The sequence below is a fragment of the Rhizobium sp. X9 genome, from assembly GCF_018873185.1.
GTDB classification, from domain to species: domain Bacteria; phylum Pseudomonadota; class Alphaproteobacteria; order Rhizobiales; family Rhizobiaceae; genus Agrobacterium; species Agrobacterium oryzihabitans.
In genome coordinates this window covers 623,076-646,005 of sequence record NZ_CP071312.1, presented here as the reverse complement: position 1 = coordinate 646,005, position 22,930 = coordinate 623,076, and the positions used below count along the sequence as shown (strand labels likewise).

Here is a 22,930-nt window from a genome sequence, read left to right as displayed (position 1 = left end):
CTGGTGGTTTCAGGTGTTGATGAAGGCGAGAAGGTCGGCGTTGAACCGGTCCTGATGGGTCTGAGTCAGGCCATGGTCGGCGCCCTCATAGATTTTGAGAACCGCATGTTTGACGATTTTGACCGTGGAAAGCGCGGAAGCGCCGATCGGCACGATCTGGTCGTCATCGCCATGCAGAACCAGCGTCGGTTTGTCGAAGGCCTTCAGGTCCTGATGGAAATCGCTTTCCGAAAAGGCGCGAATGCTGTCGAGCTGACCTTTCAGGCCGCCCATCATGCCCTGCCGCCAGAATTCCTCGCGGATGCCTTCGGATATCTCGGCGCCTTCGCGGTTGTAGCCGTAAAAGGGAATGGTCAGGTCCGTGAAGAACTGGCTGCGATTGTCATAGGTGCCCTTACGGATACCGTCGAAAACATCGATCGGGAGACCGATGGCATTGTTTTCCGTCTTCAGCATCAGCGGCGGAACCGCGCCGATGAGGGCGATTTTCGCGACGCGGGCCGTGCCGTGGCGGCCGATATAGCGGGTGACCTCGCCGCCGCCGGTGGAATGGCCGACCAGAATGATGTCGTGAAGATCGAGCTGTTCGATCAACTCGGCCAGGTCGTCGGCATATTGATCCATGGTATTGTTGTGCCAGACCTGATCGGAGCGACCGTGGCTGCGGCGATCATGGGCGATGGTGCGGAAACCGTTGTTAGCGAAGAACACCATCTGCGCATCCCAGGCATCGGCGCTGAGCGGCCAGCCATGGGAGAAGATAATCGGCTGGCCGTCTTTCGGGCCCCAGTCCTTGTAGAAAATATGCGTTCCGTCTCTGGTGGTGATCGTTGTCATGGCTCTCTCTCCTGTTGCGGGTGGTTTGCTTGCGTCCCGTGGGAATAGAGATACTCTGGAGATAGCGGGGCTGGATTGGCGCTTCTGACAGAAAACGAGCCGAAACTGACAAAACGGGGGTGCGGGGCATGGCGGGTGTAACGGGAAGCGCGCTGGAAGTCGGTCTGGTCCTCTATCGGGACTGTCAGATTGCGATGGTGCACGGCATCACCGATCTTTTCGCCATCGCATCGGTTTTTTCAGAGGATCGCGGCGGACCGAAATTGCGTGTCAGCCACTGGAGCATAAGTGAGGGCGGTGAATTTTCGCGCTGTCATGACACCGAGCCGGGCAGGCCGGGGCATCCCGATATCTTCGTCGTACCCGGTCGGCTGACCGGGCCTGCCGAAATCGAGGAGGCCGCGCCCTATGCCCGCTGGCTGCTGGACCGCCACGCGCAGGGGGCGACACTGGCTGCCAGTTGCGGCGGCTCCTTCATCATCGCTGCGACCGGTCTCCTGTCCGGCCGCCCCGCCACCACCCACTGGCTGTTTGCCGAACGGTTTCGCGAGCGCTTTCCCGATGTGCGTCTGGAGATAGACAAGATCGTCATCGAGGACGGCGATATCATCACGGCAGGCGGGCTGATGGCATGGACCGATCTTGGCCTGCGTATCGTTGATCGCCTGCTTGGACCTTCGGTGATGATCGAGACCGGCAAATTCCTGCTGATCGATCCTTCCGGACGGGAGCAGCGACATTACAGCAGTTTCGCACCAAGGCTGACGCATGGCGACGAGATGATATTAAAGGTGCAGCACTGGTTGCAGGCGCGCGCGGGGCGGGCGACAAGCGTTGCAGATATGGCCGGCCATGCCGGACTGGAGGAGCGAACCTTCCTGCGCCGCTTCAAGTCCGCCACCGGCATGAAGCCAATCGAATATGTTCAGCATCTTCGTGTCGGCAAGGCGCGGGAACTGCTGGAGTTCACCCGTCGTTCGGTCGACCAGATCGCCTGGTCGGTGGGTTATGAGGATGCGGCCGCCTTCCGTCGCGTGTTTCACCGTATTCTCGGCCTTTCTCCGGGGGAATATCGAAGCCGTTTTTCCAGCAGTTCGGCCATGGCGGCTGCCTGAGGACAATCCCGCGGCTCCGGCGGCGGCGATGGCCGGCCCTTGCAATGTGGCGGGTGTTTGCTAACATGCCAGACAAGTTTAAAACAGGTGGGCCGGAATGGACGTTGAGAGCAGCACGAAGCCGGGAGTATCGCTCGCGGCGAAAATCAGCTCCGCATTGCGGCGGGATTTGTCAGAAGGCGTGTTCCGTCCCGGTGACCGGCTTCCGAGCGAAAGCGCGCTGACGCGGGAATATTCCGTCAGCCGGACGGTGGTGCGTGAGGCCATCGCCATTCTGCGCGCCGATGGTCTTGTTGAGGCCCGCAAGGGGGCAGGCGTGTTTGCCATTGAGGCGAAACCGGCCAAGGAAGTGCCTTTCAACGATCTCGCCGTGGGGCGGATCTCCTCGGTAATCGAACTGCTGGAACTGCGCACCGTTTTTGAGGTTGAATCGGCCGGGCTTGCGGCATCGCGCCGTTCCGCCGTGCAGGTTGAAGCCATCGTCGATGCGCATCGGCGTGTCGGCGACTGTCTCGCGGCCGGACTGCCGACGCGGGACGCCGACTTCGAGTTCCATCTGGCCATTGCACAGGCGACGCAGAACCGGCGGTTTCCCGAGTTTCTTCAACTCATCCGCTCCGGCATCATTCCGCGTGGCGAATTGCAGGGGGCAGCGCCCGGGTCGCGCCCGAAGGACTACAATCTTCACCTCCAGGAGGAGCATGCGAGGATCGTCGACGCCATCATCGAGGGTGATGCTGATGCCGCCCGCCAATATATGGCAGCGCATCTGCGCGGCAGTCTTGAACGCTACAAGGTGCTTCTGCGTTCCCGCACCGCTGCTGAATAACCCGCTTTGTCAATAGGTTACGCGCTCGCCCGTCGATAGAAGGCCAAGGAGGCGGCAAGCGTCAAAAGCGCGCCGCCGCAAATTCGGTCGAGCCATAGCGCCCCTGATTTCCGCAAAAGTCTGACAGCCTGCGAGCCAAGCAGGGCATACCCGAACATCACGATGAAATCGATGGCGGCGATAACCAGCGCAAGCACCGCATATTGCTGGATTTGCGGGGCTGCCGGATCGATGAATTGCGGCAAGAATGCCGAAAAGAACAAATATCCCTTGGGGTTGGTCACGGCCACAAGGAAGCTTTTGAGGAAAATCGAGCGGGCGTAAGTGGCCCCGACAGTGTCTGCCGATTGAAGAGCGCCATCGAGCGAGCCCCTGGAGCGCAACAGCATGACGCCGAGGAAGGCAAGATAACAAGCGCCGACCCATTTGACGACGCCGAACCAGAATTCCGAAGCGGCGAGCAATGCTCCCAATCCCAGCGCAACCGCGCCGATGAGGACGAAATCGGAGAGAACGGCGCCGGCCATGCCGGTCAAGGCGCGGCGGACGCCGAAGCGTGAGCCATTCGCAAGCGCCAGCAAAACGGTAGGGTCGGGCGTGGCAATGCCGATAAAGGCGACTATCGCAAATGCCAGAAGTGTCATTTCCGCCATTTTCTTCCTCTCCCTTGGGGTAGGAGATGGCAGGTATCGGACCGGCATCTCCGCAGGCATTTCGAAGCGAAAGAATACAGGCTTTTGCAATTGCGGCAATGTGTGTGGGTTCTTTTGCGGCAAGGCAAAGAGGGCTGGATTTCAGAAGAAACTTCGGCCTCGAAAGGCAGCGTTGTGTCCGGTTCCGTAATCTTCCTAGCTCTCCCGCAGCACCAATTTCACCGACATATGCTTGACAGTTTTCAACACCTGTGACAACTTGCGAATAGTTGTCAGACAGGATTGTGCCTTTGTTCTTTTGTACAATCGACTTCTGGCAAGGGAGGAACCATGCCAAAAAGACGCCTTTCGCTGTATGGCCTATCCGGCCAGATCGGAAGTATTGCGGTCACGCTGCTCGGATTGCTGCTGCTGACCTTTTTTATCGGCCGACTGATGCCGGCCGATCCGGTGCGGGCCATCGTCGGTGAGGACGCGACCCGCGAAACCTATGAGCAGGTCTACCATGCGCTCGGCTTCGACCGGCCGCTCTGGCAACAATTCATCTATTATCTCGGCGATGTCTTCACCGGCGATTTTGGAACCTCGATCCGCACGGGCCAGCCCGTCATCCAGGATATCATACGCGTCATGCCGGCGACGATGGAGCTTGCGACCTTCGCGATCCTGATCGGCGCCGGCCTTGGCATTCCCATGGGTGTTTACGCAGCAGTCAAGAAAGACCGCTGGCAGGACCATCTCGTGCGGGTGCTCAGCCTGTTCGGCCATTCCATGCCGATCTTCTGGACCGGCATGATCGCGCTGATCGTTTTTTACGCCCATCTAGGCCTTGTCGGCGGCGGTGGCCGTATGGACCAGTTCTATATCGGTCTCGTGGAGGAACGAACCGGCTTCCTGCTGATCGACAGCCTGCTTGCGGGTGATATGGAAGTCTTCTGGTCGGCCATCAATCACCTCATCCTGCCCGCCGCTCTGCTCGGTTATTCATCGTCGGCCTATATCACCCGCATGACGCGCAGCTTCATGCTGGACCAGCTCGGCCAGGAATATGTGACGACCGCCCGCGTTAAAGGCCTGTCGCAGCGACAGACGGTTTGGCTGCATGCCTTTGGCAATATCCGCGTGCAGCTCGTCACCATCATCGCGCTTGCTTACGGCTCGCTGCTGGAAGGCGCGGTTCTTATCGAGACCGTCTTCGCCTGGCCGGGTTTCGGCCAATATCTCACCAGCAATCTTATCATCGGCGACATGAATGCCGTGATGACCTGCGTGCTTATCGTCGGCGTCATCTTCATCGGGCTCAATCTCCTGTCCGACATTCTCTACCGCTTTTTCGATCCGAGGACCCGCTGATGACGGCCCGTGCTGAAACCTCCCTGCGTCTTCCCGTGCCGTTGAATGCACTGAAGAACATCATCGTCTTCCTGCTGAAAAGCCCGACATCGGCCTTCGGCCTGGCTATCCTGCTGCTTCTCGTCATTGCGGCGATCTTCGCGCCCTGGCTTGCGACGCATGATCCTTATGTGCAGGATCTCGCCAAGACGCTGCAGCCGCCCGGCAACGGTCATTTCTTCGGCACGGACGAGCTGGGGCGCGATATCTACAGCCGCCTGCTCTGGGGCGCGCGCATTACTCTCACCATCATTTCGCTGGTGTCGATCATCGTCGGCCCGGTCGGTCTTCTGGTCGGCACCGCGTCGGGTTATCTCGGCGGCAAGTTCGATACGGTGATGATGCGCATCACGGATATTTTCCTGTCCTTCCCGAGCCTCATCCTGTCGCTCGCCTTCGTGGCGGCGCTCGGACCCAGCCTCAACAATGCGATCATAGCGATCGCGCTAACCTCATGGCCGCCGATCGCACGGCTTGCCCGTGCCGAAGCCATGACCTTCCGCAAGGCGGATTACATCGCCGCCGCAAGGCTTCAGGGCGCCTCGCCGTTGCGTATCATTGTCAAATCGATCATGCCCATGTGCCTGCCTTCGGTGCTCATCCGCCTGACGCTGAACATGGCGACGGTTATTCTGACCGCCGCCGGGCTCGGCTTCCTCGGTCTCGGCGCGCAGCCGCCCTTGCCGGAATGGGGAGCGATGATCGCCACCGGCCGCCGCTACATGCTCGACAGCTGGTGGCTCGTCACCTTTCCCGGCGTTGCGATCCTTTCCGTCAGCCTTGCCTTCAACCTTCTGGGTGACGGCCTGCGGGATGCGCTCGATCCGAAGCAGATGAACCGGAAATAGGGCCATGGAAAAACCAATCCTCGACGTCGAAAATCTTCGCATCCGTTATGGCGGTTCGCCCACCGAGGCCGTGCGCGGCATCTCCTTCACCCTTGGCCGGGAACGGCTCGGCATTGTCGGCGAAAGCGGCTCGGGCAAATCCACCGTCGGCAGGGCCTTGCTGCGCCTCCTGCCATCGGCGACGATCACCGCCGACAGGCTTGATTTCGACGGTCTCGATCTTCTGTCTCTGAGTGAAAAGGAGATGCTGAAAGTTCGCGGACGGCGCATGTCGATGATCCTTCAGGATCCGAAATTCTCCCTCAATCCCATCCGCCGTGTCGGCGATCAGGTGACGGAGACCTATCTGCGTCATTTCAAGGCATCGAAATCGGAAGCGCGGGAAAAGGCGCTCGCCATGCTCGGTGCGGTGAAAATCCGCGACGCCGCACGCGTCTACGAGCAATATCCGCACGAGATTTCCGGCGGCATGGGCCAGCGCGTCATGATCGCCATGATGCTGCTTGCCGATCCCGATCTCGTCATCGCCGACGAGCCGACGTCGGCGCTGGATGTGACGGTGCGGCTGCAGGTTTTGAATATTCTCGACAGCCTCGTGCGGGATAGAGGCATCGGTCTGATCATGATCAGCCACGATCTCAATCTGGTGCGTAATTTCTGCGACCGGGTACTCATCATGTATGCCGGACGCGTGGTGGAAACGCTTGCCGCACGCGATCTCGATCAGGCGCAGCATCCCTATACGCGCGGCCTGCTTGCGGCGCAGCCGCGCATCGGCGGCACGCGCGCGCCGCTTGCGGTGCTGGATCGCCGCCCCGAATGGCTGGAGGAGAAAGTATAATGGCCGTTTCCGTTGAAACCCGCGATCTTTCCATCACCTTCGGCAGCGGCCACACGGCGCTGAAAGTGCTGCCTTCGGTTTCCTTTCGTGTCGAGCCGGGCGAGTGTTTCGGGCTGGTCGGCGAAAGCGGTTCGGGCAAATCCACTGTGTTGCGCTGCGTGTCGATGCTGAATGATTTCTGGAGCGGCGAAATACTCATCAATGGCAGGTCGGTTCGCGACATGCCGCTGATCGAGCGATGCCGCACCCTGCAGATGGTGTTTCAGGATCCCTATGGCTCGCTGCACCCCCGCCAGTCGGTGCGCACCGTTCTCGGGGAATCGCTCTCGATCCACAAGCTCGGCGACCGCGAAGAGCGCATGCGCAAGGTCATCACGGATGTTGGTCTGCCCGTGTCGTTCCTCGATCGCTTCCCGCACCAGCTTTCCGGCGGCCAGCGGCAGCGCGTGGCGATTGCGCGCGCATTGATCCTCGAGCCGTCGCTGCTTCTGCTCGACGAACCAACCTCGGCGCTCGATGTCTCCGTGCAGGCGGAAATCCTCAACCTGCTGCAGCGCCTGCGCGAAGAACGCGGCTTCACCTATATCATGGTGACGCACGATCTCGCGGTGGTCGACCACATGTGTGATCGCTTCGCCGTGATGCTGCGCGGCGAAATCACCGAAATCCTGCCGCGCGAAGCCATCGCCGGCAATGGCGCGACGCATCCCTATGCGCGCGAACTGATAGGCGCCTCGCTCGAATATGAAGGCGCGTGACAGCTCCCAAAGCGTGATCGTCCTCCTCCGGGGCGTCACGAATAATAAAATCCTCCTTCCTTGCCCGGCCTTCAGTGCCGGGCAATTTTTTGGACGGTTTTGGGGCAAGTTGGAAAGGCGGACCGGCAACTGCGCCTTGGCCTGTTAACGAAGTACGAAACCCTTCCTTCCGTCATGCCGGACTTGATCCGGCATCCAGCCACGGCGCGTCTGCGCCGTGAAAGCACTCTTTCGCGATCAAGGACTTGATCGCACTGGACCCCGGATCAAGTCCGGGGTGACGGAGTGTGGATGTCCCGATTTCGTCGAACGCATCGGCTTTGTAAACCTCGTTACCAGCAAAAAGGCGCGGGGTTAGCCGCGCCTTCGGTATCGTAAAACGAAATTTCTTCGCCGGCATCTTCGCTTCCCTCCGCCGTCATCCTCGCCCTTGAGGCGAGGATCCATAGACGGTTGGAGCCATGGCTCCTCGGGTCGAGCCCGAGGATGACGGCGAGTGGGATGCCTTACCGCTCCTTGCTCACCTCTTCAAAGCGCGAGAGCCAGGGGCTGACAATCATGCCCTTGATGTCGCTGCGGAAGGCGGCGGTGTCGATGACTTCGGAGAAGGGCTGAATGGACATGACGATTTCGTCCATATAGGCCTGCAGGTCTTCATAAAGCTTCGTCTGTTTCGCCACATCGCGTTCAACCAGCGCTTCCTCGATCATCTTGTTCAGCTTCTCATCGAAGAAGCTCGTGCGCCAGCTCTGATAGTTGGTCAGTTTGGCGTCGTCCGCATTGTTCGGATTATAGGCGATGGAGCGCAGGTTGTTGTCCGGATGCGGCTGCTGGCCGCCGCCGCCGCGGCCGAGAAGCAGTTCGAAGTTGCGCTCACGCATGGCGCCGTAAATCTGGTCGCCGGAACCGCTGATCAACTCGGCCTGAATGCCGGCCTGGGCCAGCGTGTTCTGGATTGCCGTTGCCGCTTTCATGAAGGGGTCTTCCGAAAGCACGCGCAGCGTCGTCTTGAAACCGTTTGGATAACCGGCTTCAGCCAGAAGCGCCTTGGCTTTTGCAATATCGAGCTTGTAACCCTGATCGGGTAGTGCGCCCATGACGCCGGTGCTGAGGGAGCGCTGATGCAGCTTGCCGTAATAGGGCATGACCGCCTTGTCGAGGCCGTCGTAATCGATCAGGTAACGCAAGGCCTCGCGCACCTTCCTGTTCGCGAATTTCTCGTCCTTCATCGAAACGCTGAGGTAATAAAAACCGGAGCCGGGTGTGGATTCGATGGCGATGGTCTTGTCGGCTTCGAGCGATTTCAGGTCCGGCGCCTGCAGGGAATAGGCGACATCGATATCGCCTTTTTCCAGCATCAGCCGCTGCGACTGCGATTCCGGTAGATGGCGCATCAGGATGCGCTTCATCTTTGCCTTCTCACCCCAATAATCATCGTTGCGGGTGAGGATGATATATTCGTTGGACTTCCATTGGGTGAGCTTGAAGGGACCGGAGCCTGCCGAATTCAGCGTCAGCCATGCGCCGCCGAGATCGCCGTCCTTTTCATTGACAAGCGCCGTCTGGCTGTCGATGATCGAGCCCGGACCATTCTGTGCAAGGATCATCAGCAGCAGATTGGGATCATCGGGCTTTGGAATATTGAGCACGAAGGTCTGGTCGTTTTCGGCAACGAAGAGCTTCTCGGCCTCTTCCAGCTTGAAACCGCGCGTTTTGAGGAAAGACGATTGCGCCAGATTGCGGGCGAGCAGCCGCTTCAGGCTCCACGCTACGTCCTTTGCCGTCACGGCGTTGCCGGAGGCGAATTTGGCGTCGCCGCGCAGGTGGAAACGGATCGATTTCCGGTCCTCGGCAATTTCCCAGCGTTCGGCAAGGCGGGGCTGGACGCTGCGATCTTCAGGGGAAAGCACCACCAGCGTGTCATAGACGTTGTTGAGAACCTGCACCGTCTCGCGGCCGGTAATGGCGGCGGGATCGAGGGTCAGGATATTGCTCATGGTCGTGGCGACGATGAGCTGGTCCTTCGGCGTTTCGGCAAAGACGCTGAGCGGCACGGCGCCGATCAGCAGTGCGCCCAGTGCGGCGGTTGCAAGAAAATGTCTCATTTTTCCTCCCATACGGCCGGTTCATACGGCCTTTCCACGTTTCGATCCGCGCGCCTGTTCCTCCACAGGCTGCGCATGATCAGCCAAGAATGTCCCTGACCGGAGCGGCGAGCGCCCGGCCGATCGCGGCCGTTGCCTGCGCCTCCAGATGCACGCCATCCACCGGTGAGGCGCTGGCGACCGATCCGGCATCGAAGAAGTGATGCCCAAGTTCGGCGGCGAGTTTGCGGTAGAGCGGCGCAAGCCGCATTGATTGTTCGATATCGCGACCGCCTGCGGGCTCTCCGCCGGGGCCTGCAACGCAGGGCGGCGGTGCGACGATCAGAAGTTTCGGCACCGCCTCTCGCGGCTTGTAGATGAAGGTCTCGACGATCTGCGCCAGCCGCCGCATGCCGGAAACGGCGGCTTCCGCGCGACCGCCATGCACCGGTTTGATGTCGTTGGTGCCGAGCATGACGATGACGAGATCAAGCGGCATGTGGCACGAAAGCGCGACTTCCAGCGCCCGCGCGCCGTTGCGGCAGGCCGGACCGGCATGGTCGTCGTAACAGGTGGTGCGCCCGCCGAGCCCTTCGGCATGAACCTTCGCCTTTCCGGAAAGCTCGGTTTCCAGCACCTCCGGCCAGCGATGCTCAGGCCGGTGCCTCAGACCTGTTGCCGGGTCTGCGCCCCAGGTGAGACTGTCTCCAAAGGCGAGCACCGTTTTCATCGCCTACCTCACCCGGTTATTGTCGATGAAGGTGAAATCGATATCCTCGCCAAGGCCCGGCCGGTCGGGAACGTGGACGAAGCCGTCGCGGTCCATCGGGTCCGACAGCGACTTCAGATAGTCGTGGCCGTCATCATATTCGAGGAAGGGGTGCAAGAGGCCGCGCTCATACCAGCGGCAATTCTTGGTGGCGGCGACCACATGTAGGTTCATCGCCGTGTTGCCATGCACCTCGCATTCCATGCCAAAGGCTTCGGCCAGATGCATGGTCTTCAGCGCCGGCGTGATGCCGCCGACATCGTTGACGCCGGTGCGAAGAATATCGCAGGCGCCGGCCTTGATCCATTCCGCGCGATGCCAGTGCTTGCCGGCCGCACTTTCCGGGCCGACGACGGGAATATCGAGATTGTCGGAAAGCCACTTGTAGGAGGAGAGCGACTGCTCATCCATCGGCTCTTCGATCCAGTCGAAGCCGAGCTTTTCAAGGCCGCGACCGAGCGTCAGCGCATCGGTGCGGGAATACCAGTGAAAGGCGTCGATCATCAGGCGAATATCGGGGCCGACCGCCTCGCGCACGGCCGCGCAGGCCTTGAGGTCCATCTTCACATCTGGCGCCCAGCTGACGGGCGGCATCCAGGTGTGGAGCTTGATGCCCTTGTAGCCGCGCTTCACCAGTGTTTCGGCAAACCGGCCGTAATCTTCAGGGGTTGCAAGGCCGCCTTCCAGCTCGTCGCCGCACATGATCGAGCCATAGGCGGGCACCTTGTCGCGATAACCGCCGATCAACTTGTATACAGGTTGCCCGAGGCTGCGACCGGCAAGGTCCCAGAGCGCGCAATCCACCACCGCCAGCGTGCGGTCCGTTAGCTGCGCCGCCGAGCCGCGTTGCCAGTGGGCAAGGTCCTGCCACAGACGTTCCCGGTCGCGGTGGTCTTCGCCGATCAGCACTTTCTTGACGAATTTTTCGATGACATGCGGGCGAACGATCTCCGGCGCGGTGAAGGAGTAGCCTTCCTGACCGTCTTCCGTGCGGATGGTCAACATGGCCTGTTCCACCTGATGCGCCGGACCCGGATGTGCGTGACCGGCACTGTCCGAGTGCCGACGGGTCGTTGTGCGGAAAACACGGACCTCGACGTCGGTGATGATCATAATTCCTCCCTCATGCAGGTATCGCGGCGCTTGTAGCTGCTGCAATGTCATACATGTCTGCGTTATTTGTCAACATGTATGATAATCTGTATTACATGTTGGTGCAGACAATCAAGGCCATTTGCGCACTGTGTCGCACAGCTCTTCAATGTGAGAGGGCAACAAAGGATATTTGCCTCTTCGGAAAAGAAAATCTGACTGGAGGCGTGAGTGCGGCCTATTCAAAGGAGGGGTACAGTAATCCATGATTTTAGTAGACTATTGAATCGCGCAATGATCTTTCAACAAAGGCCGGGACTATAAACGAACATGCCGTGCCAGCCGTGCCTGTCATCATGCATTCTGCGTGGGCATGCGCCGCATTGAACGGCTGTCCGGAACGGGGATGGCTGCATCTGCGCTGCTAAGCTTCAACACTCATTTCCGGACCTTACAGCCATGCCCCTTTCCCATATCTCCCACTTCGCCTTTCTGGTTCCCGGCAATTATCATGATGATGATCCGGCGCTGGGGCTGGAGGAAACCCTGCAGCTTTTCGAAGCCGGGGAGGCGCTGGGTTATGACAGCGCCTGGGTTCGCCAGCGCCATCTGGAACGCGGCGTGTCCTCGGCTGCCACCTTTCTCGCAGCTGTGTCGCAGCGCACGAAGCGGATCGGGCTCGGCACCGCCGTCATCCAGCTTGGTTACGAGAACCCTTTCCGGCTGGCCGAAGATCTCGCCACCGTGGATGTGCTGTCACACGGACGGCTGAATGTGGGTGTCTCTGTGGGCGCGCCGCCCTTCGCCCATCTGATTTCGGATTACGTCGATACGGCACCCGATGCGGATTACACCCATGCCCGTGCCGAGAAGCTCGCCAGGGCCTTGAGATCGGAACCGCTGTCCAGCGAAACGGAGGCGGGCAATGCGGCGGGCGCGCAGGTGCCGCGCCTTCGGCCCTTCGCCAGGGGTTTGACCGACCGGCTGTGGTATGGCGGCGGATCGCAGAATTCCGCGCGCTGGGCGGGCAAGGCGGGCTTTAATCTCCTGACCGGCAATATCGTCAGCGGTGAAAATACCGATGATTTTCTGGCGGCACAGGCGGCCCTCGTTGCCCGCTTCCGGCAGGAATGGGCGCATGAGCGCCAGCCGCGCGTCGCACTCGGTCGCGTGATCCTGCCGACGGACAGCGCCAGCCCGGCGACACGCCGCCGTTACGCGGAATTTGCGGCCGAGCGCGACAAGCGCACGCATACGCCGCATGGTGCGCGCCGCACGCTTTTTCTGCCTGACATCGTTGGGACGACGGGTGAAATTCTGGAGAAGCTGTCGCGCGATCCCGTTCTGCCGCATGTCTCGGAATTCCGTCTGGAATTGCCCTATGAATTCCAGTCAGAAGACTATCGCCAGATCGTGACGGATTTCGCGTCCGTCGTGCCGCAGCTTTCCGGCGGGCGGCCGGTTTTGAAAGTGGCGACAGCTCAATAGCGTCGTCACGATTTCGCCATTCCTGCGCCGAGCGTCGGAATGGCGAACGACGGGAACAGCGTCAGTCCGCTTGGGGCAGGCCGTATCTGTCGCGTATAGTCGTGCCTTCGTATTCGCGCGGGTAAACGCCACGATCCTGAAGCACGGGCACGACTTGTTCGACGAATTCGGCGATATCATCAGGGGCGCGGGGCGGCTGCAATGTGTAGCCGTCAACCGTGCCGTCCTGCCAGAGGTCGATAATGCCGTCCGCCACCTCTTCCGGTGTGCCAAGCAGCAGCCGATGGTGCCCCTCCGAGCGCCGCACGGCCTCGCGGGCGGTGAGCTTTTCATGGCTCAGCAGATCGGAAAGGCCAAGCCCCATGCCGACTGCCCATTGCCGGTTCTGGTCGGGGACGAAGCGCTCCGCATCCAGCTTCGCGTCGGGGTCAAAGTCGCGGGGATCGATGCCGTTTTCCTTGGCGAACCGTGCCAGAAGACCGTCTTCCGAGCCGGTTCCGCTGTAAAGTTCGTGTTTGCGCAACGCTTCCTCACGCGTCTCTCCGAGAATGACGACGAGGCCCGGAACGATGCGGATGCCCGAGGGATCGCGGCCGAAGGAGACGGCGCGGTCGCGAACCTTTTTGCCAAAGGCCTGGCCGGCGGGGCGGGACAATATGTTGCAATAGATGATCTCGCCGTGACGCGCCGCCAGATCAATGCCGCCTTCGGAAGCGCCGGCCTGGGCAATGACGGGGTGACCCTGCGGTCCGCGCGGCACGTTGAGCGGGCCTTTCACATGGAAATATTGCCCCTCATGATCGATCGTCTCGGCTGTAGCCGCATCCCAGAAGCGGCCTTCGGGCACCTCGCCTTCGCGGCGGGGATCCCAGCTCGCCCAGAGCTTTTTCGCGACATCGAGAAATTCGGTCGCCTTGGCATATCGCTCATTGCGCGGCGGCAGCGGGTCATTGCCGAAATTGGCGGCGACACTGGGATTGAAGGAGGAGACGATGTTGACGATCAACCGGCCGCCGGTGATGATATCGATGGATTGCGTTCGTCTCGCAAAATTATAGGGCGAATTATAGGTGGAGGACACCGTCGCCACAAAGCCGATATCCGGCACCTGTGCGGCAAGCGATGTGGAGAGGATGAGCGGATCGATGGTGTGAAACGGCCGGCTTGTCGGGTCGGTCAGTAATGCTGGATGATCCGAAAGGAACACGGCGTCGAACCGGCCTTTGTGGGCCAGTTCCGTCAGTCGCCGGTAATAGCCGATGTCATTGATATCGTGCCGGTCTCCGCTCCTGTATTTCCAGGCATTGGCGAGGTATCCGGTGGTGTTGATGCCGACATTGAGATTGAGCCGGCGTTTGTTCGTGCTCATGCTGCCACTTTTTCTTTTTGGGTCTGTTGGATTGCCGGCTTGCACATCCGGCGCAATTGCGGGGAAGCGTAACAGCCGGGGTTCCGGTCGCGAGTTAAAAATCCTTGCTGTCAGGAGAAGAAAAACTTTCGCACCATGGCTGTCCGCTCCCAGGAGACGCCCCACGTCGAGCGCCGCTCCCCGCCGGAACTTCGTCCGAAAATGATGCCATTTCCGAAAGGATATTTTGTCGGAAGCGTGAAGCGCCGGTGATATGGAAACGAATTTCCTCAACGGCCTCTCAAAAGGTACACTTTATCTATAGAAAATATTTTATGGCGTGTAGCGTGTCGTCCAGATCACAATTGAGAGGACGAACGCCATGGCTGATGCGGCCCTTCGCCAAGCAACCCACCTAGAAACCGTCTGGTATACGCGCTGCCCGGCGCCCACGCCGCTTTCCATCGCGGTGCAGCTTGGCTGGATCGAGGAAAGTTTCGCCCACCATGGCATCACCGTCTCCTCCATTCGCGATGCAGCTGACCCGGCCATTCGTCAGAGTCATTTCGATCACCGTCTGGACTGGTCTTTCCGCCAAGGCGGCAATATTCCGCCTATCTGGGCAAAATCCGGCGGACGCCAGACGCGTCTTGTCGGGTTGACAAGGACCGACGAGTTTCAGGCGGTCATAGCCCTGCCGGCCAGCGGGATAACAAAGGGCGGCGAACTGAAGGGCCGGCGCATCGGGCTGCCGAAACGGCCGAACGAAACCATCGACTTCCAGCGCGCGACATCGCTCAAGGGCATCGTATCGGCACTGACCGTTTCCGGCCTTTCCGTCGCGGAGGTCGAGCTGGTCGATCTCACCGCTACCGAGCCAGTGCTGCTCGGGCCGGCTGACGACAGGTTCCATGGCTTGCGCCGCCGGCTGCCCTATGGGGAGGAGATCGCGGCATTGCATCGCGGGCAGATCGATGCGTTTTTTGTCAAAGGAGCGGAAGGCGTCACCGTCGCCAATCTCATTGGCGCGCACGTCGTCGTGTCGACCGGCTTTCACCCGGATCCGAAAATCCGCATCAATAACGGCACGCCACGTCCTTTGACCGTGGATGCCAGATTTGCCGATGAAAGGCCCGATCTCGTCGCCGACCTCTTGGCCACGGTACAGCGGGTTTCCGGCTGGGCGAATGATAATCCGGCGGAAGCGGTGCGTTTCATCGCCCGCGAGATCGGTGTCAGCGAGGAAGCGGTAATCGCCGCCAACGGGGCGGATGTGTACCGAAGCCTGAGGCTCGATCTCGATCCGGCGGAGCTGGATGCGCTCAGCCACTTCAAGGATTTCCTTCTGGAATGGAAATTCATCCCTGACGATTTCGATGTGAACGACTGGGCCGATCCGCGCGCCCTTTCTTCACTGCAACCGGCTGCGGCGAAGTGAGGGCGTCATGACGGCAACCATTCTTGTAACGGGTGCAACCGGCAAGCTCGGCCAACGGGTCGTCAGCCGCCTTTTGCAGAAAGAGGCGAAGGTTCGGGTGCTGACCCGCCGGCGTGAGGATGCGCTCAAGCTTTGGGGCGACAGGGTGGATATCGCGGAGGGAAACTTTTCCGATCCGGCCAGTCTGAAAGAGGCCTCACGCGGAATAGGCACGGTGTTCCTGCTTTCCCCCATCGGTGAAACGCTGGCGGCGGACCAGAATGCGGTCATCGATGCCGCTCTCTCCGCCGGCGTATCGCTGATCGTGAAAATCTCCGGCTCCGACTGGACCATCGCCAATGCCGCACGCTCCATCTCGGGTGCGGCCCATGCCGAGGTGGAAAAACATCTGACCGGGAGCGGCATTGCGCATGCGGTGCTGCGGCCGAATGCCTGGATGCAGGTGGCGCTGGAGCCCGTTGTCGCAGCACTACGCAAGGGGGAAGATGTTCCCGCCCGTCTCGGCGATGCGGCCGTTTCCTTCATCGATGCCGACGATATAGCCGATGTAGCGGTTCACGCCCTGACCGCGAGCGTGCCTGTTTCCAGCACCTTCGTGCTGACCGGTGGCGAAGCCTTGACGGCGCTGGAAATCGCCCGCATCGCGGCTCGTATCCTGCATCGTCCCGTCGGGATATCGCATAATTCCGGCACAGCATTTCCGCCAGATATCGGTGTGTTCGAACAGAAGGCGATTGGCGAATTCGGCCAACTCATCCGCGAAGGCCTCGCGGCCTCCATCAACGACACCATCCACCAGATCACCGGCCGGTTGCCCCGCAGCGTGGAAGACTATCTGCGTGCCCGGCTAGCAGCGACCACCCCGCAGGGCGATCATTCCGAGGGAGAAAAGACATGGCGCTGACTGTTCCTTTGCCTGAAGGTCCCGAGCTGAAAGGCCCAACTGATTTCGAAGACAGCCCGCTCAGCCGCGCGGTAAAACAGCCGCTGATGCTGGGACTGTTCCTCAATCTGCAGGATATCAACTTCTCCAGCCTGCCGACCAGCAATAGCTGGACCTTCGACTACAATGCGGGGCTGGTGAAACGCGCGGAGGAACTTGGTTTCGAAATCGCCTTCAGCCGCACGCAATGGCTGCCCAAGGGCGGATATGATGGCGAATCCTCGCTCGACAGTTTCATTGCGCTGGGCGCCATGGCGGCGGTCACGAAGAGCATTCTGCTGATCTCTACCATCCATGTGCTTTACGGCCCCCTGCACCCGCTTCATCTAGCAAAATATGGCGCGACGCTGGATCATATCGCCAAGGGGCGCTGGGGCATCAACATCGTCACGGGCCACCGCGCCGTCGAGCATGAAATGTTCGGCTGGCAGCGGATCGACCATGACAAGCGCTACGATATGGCGGGCGAATTGTTCGATGTGCTTCACCACCTGTGGGGTGAAACCGAAAACTTTTCCTATGAGGGCAAGTTGAACCCCTGGGCCATCAACAGTGGCTGGATAACGCCGAAGCCCGCCTTTGGCCGCCCGCCGCTGGTGACGGCGACCGGTTCACCGGCCGGCATTGATTTCGCCGCCCGCCATTCCGATCTGGTTTTCGTTACCTCGCCCGGCGGCGCGCATATCGACAGCGCGCTGGAAACGCTTCCCGATCATGTCGCCACCATCAAGAACCGCGCCAAGGCCTATGGCAGGCAGGTGAAGACGCTCATCAACCCGATCATCGTCAGCCGTGACACGGAAAGGGAGGCGATCGCCTATGCCGACGCCATTGAGGCAGGAAAACCGCAGCCCGGCACCCGTGCCTTTGCGACCAACAATTACGACAGCGACGCCCATGCCTGGCGCGGCCGCGGCGATGCGCGCCATAAGCAGGGACGCAATCTCGGCGGCAATATCGAAATCATCGGCTCGCCGGAGCAGGTGGTCGCGCAGCTTGTCGGCCTGAAAAAGGCCGGCATCGATGGCGTGCAGCTGAATTTCTACGATTTCCGCGAAGACCTCGAATATTTCGCTGAGCGCATTCTGCCCTTGATGAAGGAAGCTGGCCTAAGGCTCTGACGCCTCTCCCGCCTCAGCTTTCCAGTTCCGAAGCTTAGCACTTCGCAATCGCCGAGATTGCGAGAACGATATTTTTTGCCCTGAGGAGGTACCGTGAATATTGCCGTCGATCCCGTCAAAAAGCCCGCGCCGAAAGTCATACACCGGATCGGGACCTATGTTCCCGAACTCGTCTCCATCCGCCACGATCTGCACCAGCATCCGGAAATCGGTTTCGAAGAGGCGCGCACCTCCGGCATCGTCGCCGAAAAGCTCGCCTCCTGGGGCATCGAGGTGCATCGCGGTTATGGCAAGACCGGCGTGGTCGGCGTGCTGCACGGTCGGCACTCGGGCAACCGTTCCATCGGGCTGAGGGCCGATATGGATGCACTGCCGATGCCGGAAGAAACCGGGCTGCCCTATGCATCGGTCTATCCCGGCAAGTTCCACGGTTGCGGGCATGATGTGCACACCACCATATTGCTCGGCACTGCCCGCTATCTGGCGGAAACCCGTGATTTTGCCGGCACGGTGATCTTCATTTTCCAGCCGGCCGAGGAAGGTCTGGGCGGCGCACGCGCCATGATCGCTGATGGGCTGTTCAAGGATTTTCCGGTCGATGAGATTTATGGGCTGCACAATTCTTCCCATGCAGCGCCCAATCATCTGAAAGTCTCGCCCGGCACCATTCTGGCGGGAGCGGATTTCTTCGATATCCGGCTGAAGGGCAGGGGCGCGCATGCCGCCCATCCGGATGTCTCGCGTGATCCGGTGCCGGCGACGGGCGAACTCATTCAGGCCCTGCAGACGATCGTCAGCCGCAATGTGCCGCCGACCGATCCCGCCGTCCTGTCGATCACCCGCATCGAGGCGGGGTCGGCCTATAACGTCATTCCCGAAACGGCCTCTATCGCGGGCACGGTGCGCGCCTTCTCCGACAGCGTGCGAGAAACCATCAGGGGCCGCATCCGCACGATTTCCGAGCACATTGCCGCAGCTCATGGCCTCACCGCCGAGGTGGATATTCGCGACATATTCTCGGTTCTGACCAATGACGACGCGTCCGTGGAGATCGTAGCCGGGGTGGCGCGCGAGGTTCTGGGAGACGAGCGCGTTTCCACGGAGCCCAGCCGTTTCATGGGCAGCGAGGATTTCGCCGACCTCCTGAAACACGCACCGGGTGCGTTTTTCACCCTCGGACATTCCGGCACCGTGCCGGCCCATAATCCCGGTTTCATTGTCGACGACGCCATTCTGCCGGTCGGTGCCACTCTGTTTGCCCGGCTGGTGGAAACCCGGCTGAAGCCTGCCTGAAAATTTTAAAAACAAGCCTGCAAGAGGAAACATCCATGGATATTACAAGACGTAAGACACTGCTTTTGAGTGCCGCGCTTGCCGGGGCCATGCTGCTGCCATCCCTGCCTGTACTGGCGACGGAAACGCCAAAAAATGGTGGCATCGTCACCCTCGCGGGTCTCGGTGAGCCGACGACGCTGGTGCCGCTTTCCGATTCCAACACCCGCACCCGCGCCATTTCCACCAAAATCCTCGAAGGGCTGGTGCGCTTCGACAGCGAGTTCAAGCCGCATCCGGTTCTCGCCGAAAGCTGGGAAACCTCCGCTGACGGGCTGCGCTACACCTTCAAGCTGCGCAAGGGCGTCAAATGGCATGATGGCAAGGATTTCACCGCGCAGGATGTGAAATTTTCCCTGCTCGCCTTCAAGAAGGTGGGCCCACGCGGCCGCATCACCTTCGCCAATGTTTCCGATATCGAAACGCCCGATCCGCTCACGGCCGTGGTGGTGCTGTCCAAACCCGCGCCCTATCTTCTGCGGGCGTTGACCGGCGGCGAAACGCCCATTCTGCCGGCCCATGCCTATGCTTCGGAAAACTACAATGAGAGCCCGAACGGCAACGCGCCCGTTGGCACGGGCCCCTTCGTGTTCGAGGAATGGAAACGCGGCAGCTATGTAAAGCTCAGGAAGAACCCGAACTACTGGCAGGCCGATCTTCCCTATCTCGATGGCTTCGTGGCGCGGTTCGTCGCCGATGCGGCCTCCACCACCATCTCGGTGGAAACGGGCGAGGCAGATTACACCGCCGATGTCTCCTACAGCGATCTGGAGCGCCTTCGGCAAAATCCCAAGCTTTCGGTGGAAGTCTATACCGACTCCTATCTCAACAATGCCGCCATATTCGAGTTCAATCTGGAGAACCCGATCCTCGCGAAAAAGGAGGTTCGGCACGCGCTGGCCCATGCCATTGACCGTAATTTCATCAATGACGCCATCTTCTTCGGCACGGCAAAACCCGCCGGTTCGAACATTCCGGCGGTCTTCACCACCTATAATGACGAGAAGCCTTTCACCTATCCCTTTGATCTGGCCAAAGCGAACGAGCTGCTCGATAAAGCGGGGTATCCGAAGGGCGCGGATGGCACCCGTTTTTCGCTGCGGCTGGCCTTCCTGCCCTCCGATGTCTTCCGCAAAACCGCTGAATATCTGCGCTCATCATTCGGCAAACTTGGCGTGAAGGTGGATATTGTGGAAGGCGATCTCGCCACCTTCATCAAGCGTGTCTATACGGAGCGCGGATTTGACCTGACGGTGAACGGCATCAGCCGGCTGTTTGATCCGACGGCAGGCGTGCAGCGCCTCTATTGGTCCGACGGCATCAAGAAACCCGCGCCCTATGTCAACGCCGCCCACTACAACAATCCCAGGGTGGACGATCTTTTCCGTGCCGCTGCGATCGAGGTGGATGAAACGAAACGGGCGGGGCAGTTCCACGACATCCAGAAAATCACCGGCGACGAATTGCCGAATTTCTCGATCGTCGCCCTGCCGACCGTCATTCTGCGCAACACCAGCCTCCGGTCGCTCGTCACCACGATTGATATCGCCTATGGCGATTTGTCGACTGCCTGGAAAAGCGAGTGAGCTTTGGCAAAGTGGCATCCTCCACACTCCGTCACCCCGGACCAGTTCCGGGGTCCAGCGCGATCAAGTCCTTGATCGCGAAAGACTCTCCTCACGACGCAGACGCGCCGTGGCTGGATGCCGGGTCAAGCCCGGCATGACGGAAGAGAGGTCTGCGATCATCAACATTAACCCGGCCATTCCGTCGGGTTTTTTATTGTCGAAATCCGCCCTCCATTCTTTTTGCACCTTCGCGCAGCAGCCGCGTTTTCGGGAAAAACGTTGCTTGTGACAAGGTCTGGTCGGAACAGCGATGCCGTCTATCGGAATTATAAAAAATTCAATTTCTTCAATAATTTAATGCGAAGGAATTCTTCGTTTCAAAGCAAGAATTGCTTTCTGGACCCACGCTTTTCCCACCTGCACTGTGTCTATGAAATCTCACCCGCACACGATGGATGCCATGGCCAAGGATACGCTTTTTTTGATCGCCCCCGGTTTTGAAGACCCCAAGCACCCCGGTGTCCGGTTCGTCTGCCCGCATTGTAACCAGATCGAAGGCCTGCTTGCCGCCTTTCCGGACCTTGCCGCCGGGATCGATATCCACCGGGTCGGTTTTCAGCGTCCGCGCGAAGCGGTCATCGCCGTCGTGGGTGAGGAAAACCAGTCGTTGCCGCTGTTCGTCTTTACCGGCGATGCACCAGCCGATGCGACGACCAAAGGCGACACGCACTTCATTCAGGACACGAAACGCATTTTGCAAATCCTCGCCGAGCGTCACGGGTTCCCGCAACTGCACTGAGATGCCGCACCCCGCACATCGGATTTTTATCGGAGACAGACATGACCTTTTCCAGACGCCAGTTTCATAAAATTGCACTCGCCGCCGGCGCTTTCGTGGCGCTTCCAGGTGGTTCTTTCGCTGCTGCTGAAGAGCCGGTTTCGGGCGGTACGCTCAAGATCGTCTATTTTCCCGAGCCGACGCAGCTCGTGGCAATCAATACCAGTGCGGGCGGTCCGCAGTTCATCGGCTCGAAGATTTATGACGGGCTTTTGACGTACGATTACGAACTTTCGCCTAAGCCGAGCCTTGCCAAAGAATGGAGCGTTTCCGCCGACGGGCTGGAATATGTCTTTCATCTGCAGCCGAATGCGAAGTTCCATGACGGCAAGCCGGTGACATCGGCAGATGTGGAGTTCTCGATCCTGCGGCTGAAGGAAGCCCATCCGCGCGGCCGGGCGACTTTCTCGCATGTTGAAAGCGTCGATACTTCCGATCCGCTGGTCGCGAAGGTGAAGCTTTCCAAGCCGGCGCCGGGATTGATAACCGCGCTCGCCTCGTCGGAATCGCCTGTTGTGCCAAAGCACATCTTCGAGACCTTCAAGCCGACCGACAATCCAAAACCCGCCCAGATCATCGGCAGCGGCCCCTTCGTGCTGAAGGAATGGGTGCCGGGCAGCCATATTCTTCTCGAAAAAAATGCCGACTACTGGGATGCGCCGCGTCCGCATCTTGACCGCGTCATCATCCGCCTCATCAACGATGCCGGCGCACGCGCGGCGGCGCTGGAAACCGGGGAGGGCGACATTGGCCCGAACCCGGTGGCGCTTGCCGATCTGGAACGGCTGAAATCCATCCCGACGCTGAAGGTGGATGACCGCATCTATGCCTATGCCGGCCAGCAAAACCAGCTCGTCATCAACCTTGAGAACGAATATCTGAAAGAGCTGAAGGTGAGGCAGGCCATCGCTCACGCGATCGACGTTCCGGCGCTGATCGATACCGTGCTTTACGGTTATGCCGTGCCATCGCCCACGCCGATCAGCCCCGGCCTTGCGAAGTTCCACAATCCGGATATCGGCTTTGCCAAATTCGACGTCGCGCTGGCGGAAAAACTGCTGGATGAGGCAGGCTTCCCCCGCAAGGAAGGTGGCAAGCGCTTCAAGCTCCGGGTCACCACCAACCCGTTCAATCCGCAGACCTATTCGGATTTCATCGCACAGGCGCTATCGAAGATCGGCATCGAGGCGGATATCCAGAAATTCGATTTCGGCACCTATGTGAAGGTCGTTTATACCGACCGCGCCTGGGACCTTTCGGTCGAATCCCTCTCCAATACTTTCGATCCGACGGCCGGCGTGCAGCGCGTCTACTGGAGCAAGAACTTCAAGATCGGCCTGCCGTTCTCGAATGCCAGCCATTATTCCAGCCCGGAAGTGGACCGGCTGCTGGAAGCGGCGGCGGTGGAGCCGGATATCGAAAAGCGCGCGGCCTTCTTCAAGGAGTTTCAGGCTGTCGTCGCCAAGGATCTTCCCGTCATCAATCTCGTCTCGCCGATCCAGCCGGTCGTCGGCAGCGTCCGCATCACGGATTACGCGACGGGGGCGGAGGGGCTCAGCGGCAATCTCGCCAAAGCGTGGGTGACGAAGGAGGCGTAAGCGCCTCCTCACCTCTCGTTTCAAGCCGCGTCAAAGTT

The 22,930-nt window shown here is 60.0% G+C and carries 21 protein-coding genes; 14 read left to right on the top strand and 7 right to left on the bottom strand.

The genetic code is table 11. The annotated features are described in order from the left end of the window. Positions 1-9 precede the first annotated feature (9 nt). Complete coding sequence (locus tag JZY08_RS17885) at positions 10-837, bottom strand: alpha/beta hydrolase (protein ID WP_216332940.1); 828 nt, start codon at positions 835-837, stop codon at positions 10-12. 128 nt (positions 838-965) lie between these two features. Between JZY08_RS17885 and JZY08_RS17880 the strand changes: the two genes are divergently transcribed. Both JZY08_RS17880 and JZY08_RS17875 read left to right on the top strand, forming a co-directional pair. Next, positions 966-1,952 carry a GlxA family transcriptional regulator gene (locus JZY08_RS17880; protein WP_216332938.1) on the top strand — a complete coding sequence of 329 codons (987 nt, stop codon included), beginning with the start codon at positions 966-968 and terminating at the stop codon, positions 1,950-1,952. A gap of 97 nt (positions 1,953-2,049) precedes the next feature. Then, on the top strand, positions 2,050-2,781 hold the full coding sequence (locus JZY08_RS17875; protein WP_003500343.1) for a FadR/GntR family transcriptional regulator: 732 nt from the start codon (positions 2,050-2,052) through the stop codon (positions 2,779-2,781). Between the two features lie 17 nt (positions 2,782-2,798). Here the strand turns inward: JZY08_RS17875 and JZY08_RS17870 are convergent, their stop codons facing one another. Further along, positions 2,799-3,434, bottom strand: a complete 636-nt coding sequence (locus JZY08_RS17870) for a LysE family translocator (RefSeq protein WP_216332936.1) — start codon at positions 3,432-3,434, stop codon at positions 2,799-2,801. A gap of 330 nt (positions 3,435-3,764) precedes the next feature. On the opposite strand from JZY08_RS17870, the gene JZY08_RS17865 reads away from it, so the two are divergent. Genes JZY08_RS17865 through JZY08_RS17850 form a run of 4 tightly spaced genes read left to right on the top strand, consistent with a single transcriptional unit; the run spans position 3,765 to position 7,273 of the window. Beyond that, positions 3,765-4,787 carry an ABC transporter permease gene (locus tag JZY08_RS17865; RefSeq protein ID WP_003500347.1) on the top strand — a complete coding sequence of 341 codons (1,023 nt, stop codon included), beginning with the start codon at positions 3,765-3,767 and terminating at the stop codon, positions 4,785-4,787. Continuing rightward, on the top strand, positions 4,787-5,674 hold the full coding sequence (locus JZY08_RS17860; protein WP_003500348.1) for an ABC transporter permease: 888 nt from the start codon (positions 4,787-4,789) through the stop codon (positions 5,672-5,674). Before JZY08_RS17865 ends, JZY08_RS17860 begins: the two co-directional genes overlap by 1 nt. 4 nt (positions 5,675-5,678) lie before the next feature. Beyond that, positions 5,679-6,515: an ABC transporter ATP-binding protein gene (locus tag JZY08_RS17855; protein WP_216332934.1), complete on the top strand. Its 837-nt coding sequence runs from the start codon at positions 5,679-5,681 to the stop codon at positions 6,513-6,515. Further along, a complete protein-coding gene (locus JZY08_RS17850) occupies positions 6,515-7,273 on the top strand; it encodes an ABC transporter ATP-binding protein (RefSeq protein WP_020012029.1) in 759 nt (252 codons plus the stop codon). Before JZY08_RS17855 ends, JZY08_RS17850 begins: the two co-directional genes overlap by 1 nt. A gap of 172 nt (positions 7,274-7,445) precedes the next feature. On the opposite strand, the gene JZY08_RS17845 is transcribed toward JZY08_RS17850, so the two are convergent. The 4 genes from JZY08_RS17845 to JZY08_RS17830 form a co-directional block, all read right to left on the bottom strand. Next, positions 7,446-7,673 carry a hypothetical protein gene (locus JZY08_RS17845; RefSeq protein WP_216332932.1) on the bottom strand — a complete coding sequence of 76 codons (228 nt, stop codon included), beginning with the start codon at positions 7,671-7,673 and terminating at the stop codon, positions 7,446-7,448. A gap of 106 nt (positions 7,674-7,779) precedes the next feature. Then, positions 7,780-9,378, bottom strand: a complete 1,599-nt coding sequence (locus tag JZY08_RS17840) for an ABC transporter substrate-binding protein (protein WP_216332930.1) — start codon at positions 9,376-9,378, stop codon at positions 7,780-7,782. Positions 9,379-9,457: 79 nt separating this feature from the next. Continuing rightward, positions 9,458-10,087 carry an SGNH/GDSL hydrolase family protein gene (locus JZY08_RS17835; protein ID WP_216332928.1) on the bottom strand — a complete coding sequence of 210 codons (630 nt, stop codon included), beginning with the start codon at positions 10,085-10,087 and terminating at the stop codon, positions 9,458-9,460. A 3-nt stretch (positions 10,088-10,090) separates the two neighbouring features. Next, positions 10,091-11,239 carry a mandelate racemase family protein gene (locus tag JZY08_RS17830; protein ID WP_216332926.1) on the bottom strand — a complete coding sequence of 383 codons (1,149 nt, stop codon included), beginning with the start codon at positions 11,237-11,239 and terminating at the stop codon, positions 10,091-10,093. Between the two features lie 438 nt (positions 11,240-11,677). Here JZY08_RS17830 and JZY08_RS17825 point away from each other — a divergent pair, with 438 nt between their 5' ends. Continuing rightward, complete coding sequence (locus JZY08_RS17825) at positions 11,678-12,706, top strand: LLM class flavin-dependent oxidoreductase (protein WP_216332924.1); 1,029 nt, start codon at positions 11,678-11,680, stop codon at positions 12,704-12,706. 61 nt (positions 12,707-12,767) lie between these two features. Here JZY08_RS17825 and JZY08_RS17820 read toward each other — a convergent pair whose 3' ends face one another. Beyond that, a complete protein-coding gene (locus tag JZY08_RS17820) occupies positions 12,768-14,075 on the bottom strand; it encodes an NtaA/DmoA family FMN-dependent monooxygenase (RefSeq protein ID WP_216332922.1) in 1,308 nt (435 codons plus the stop codon). A gap of 361 nt (positions 14,076-14,436) precedes the next feature. Here JZY08_RS17820 and JZY08_RS17815 point away from each other — a divergent pair, with 361 nt between their 5' ends. The 7 genes from JZY08_RS17815 (at position 14,437) to JZY08_RS17785 (ending at position 22,892) form a co-directional block, all read left to right on the top strand. Next, positions 14,437-15,492 carry an ABC transporter substrate-binding protein gene (locus JZY08_RS17815; RefSeq protein ID WP_216332921.1) on the top strand — a complete coding sequence of 352 codons (1,056 nt, stop codon included), beginning with the start codon at positions 14,437-14,439 and terminating at the stop codon, positions 15,490-15,492. A 7-nt stretch (positions 15,493-15,499) separates the two neighbouring features. After that, positions 15,500-16,396 (top strand): NmrA family NAD(P)-binding protein, encoded by an 897-nt coding sequence (locus tag JZY08_RS17810; RefSeq protein WP_216332918.1) that lies wholly within the window; start codon positions 15,500-15,502, stop codon positions 16,394-16,396. Beyond that, positions 16,387-17,556 (top strand): LLM class flavin-dependent oxidoreductase, encoded by a 1,170-nt coding sequence (locus JZY08_RS17805; protein ID WP_216332916.1) that lies wholly within the window; start codon positions 16,387-16,389, stop codon positions 17,554-17,556. The genes JZY08_RS17810 and JZY08_RS17805 overlap by 10 nt, the downstream gene beginning before the upstream one ends. A 93-nt stretch (positions 17,557-17,649) precedes the next feature. Further along, positions 17,650-18,849, top strand: a complete 1,200-nt coding sequence (locus JZY08_RS17800; protein ID WP_216332915.1) for a M20 aminoacylase family protein — start codon at positions 17,650-17,652, stop codon at positions 18,847-18,849. Positions 18,850-18,884: 35 nt separating this feature from the next. Beyond that, on the top strand, positions 18,885-20,474 hold the full coding sequence (locus JZY08_RS17795; protein WP_216332913.1) for an ABC transporter substrate-binding protein: 1,590 nt from the start codon (positions 18,885-18,887) through the stop codon (positions 20,472-20,474). A gap of 442 nt (positions 20,475-20,916) precedes the next feature. Further along, positions 20,917-21,255 (top strand): DUF3088 domain-containing protein, encoded by a 339-nt coding sequence (locus tag JZY08_RS17790; protein WP_026330699.1) that lies wholly within the window; start codon positions 20,917-20,919, stop codon positions 21,253-21,255. Between the two features lie 41 nt (positions 21,256-21,296). Then, positions 21,297-22,892 (top strand): ABC transporter substrate-binding protein, encoded by a 1,596-nt coding sequence (locus JZY08_RS17785; RefSeq protein WP_216332911.1) that lies wholly within the window; start codon positions 21,297-21,299, stop codon positions 22,890-22,892. Positions 22,893-22,930 lie beyond the last annotated feature (38 nt).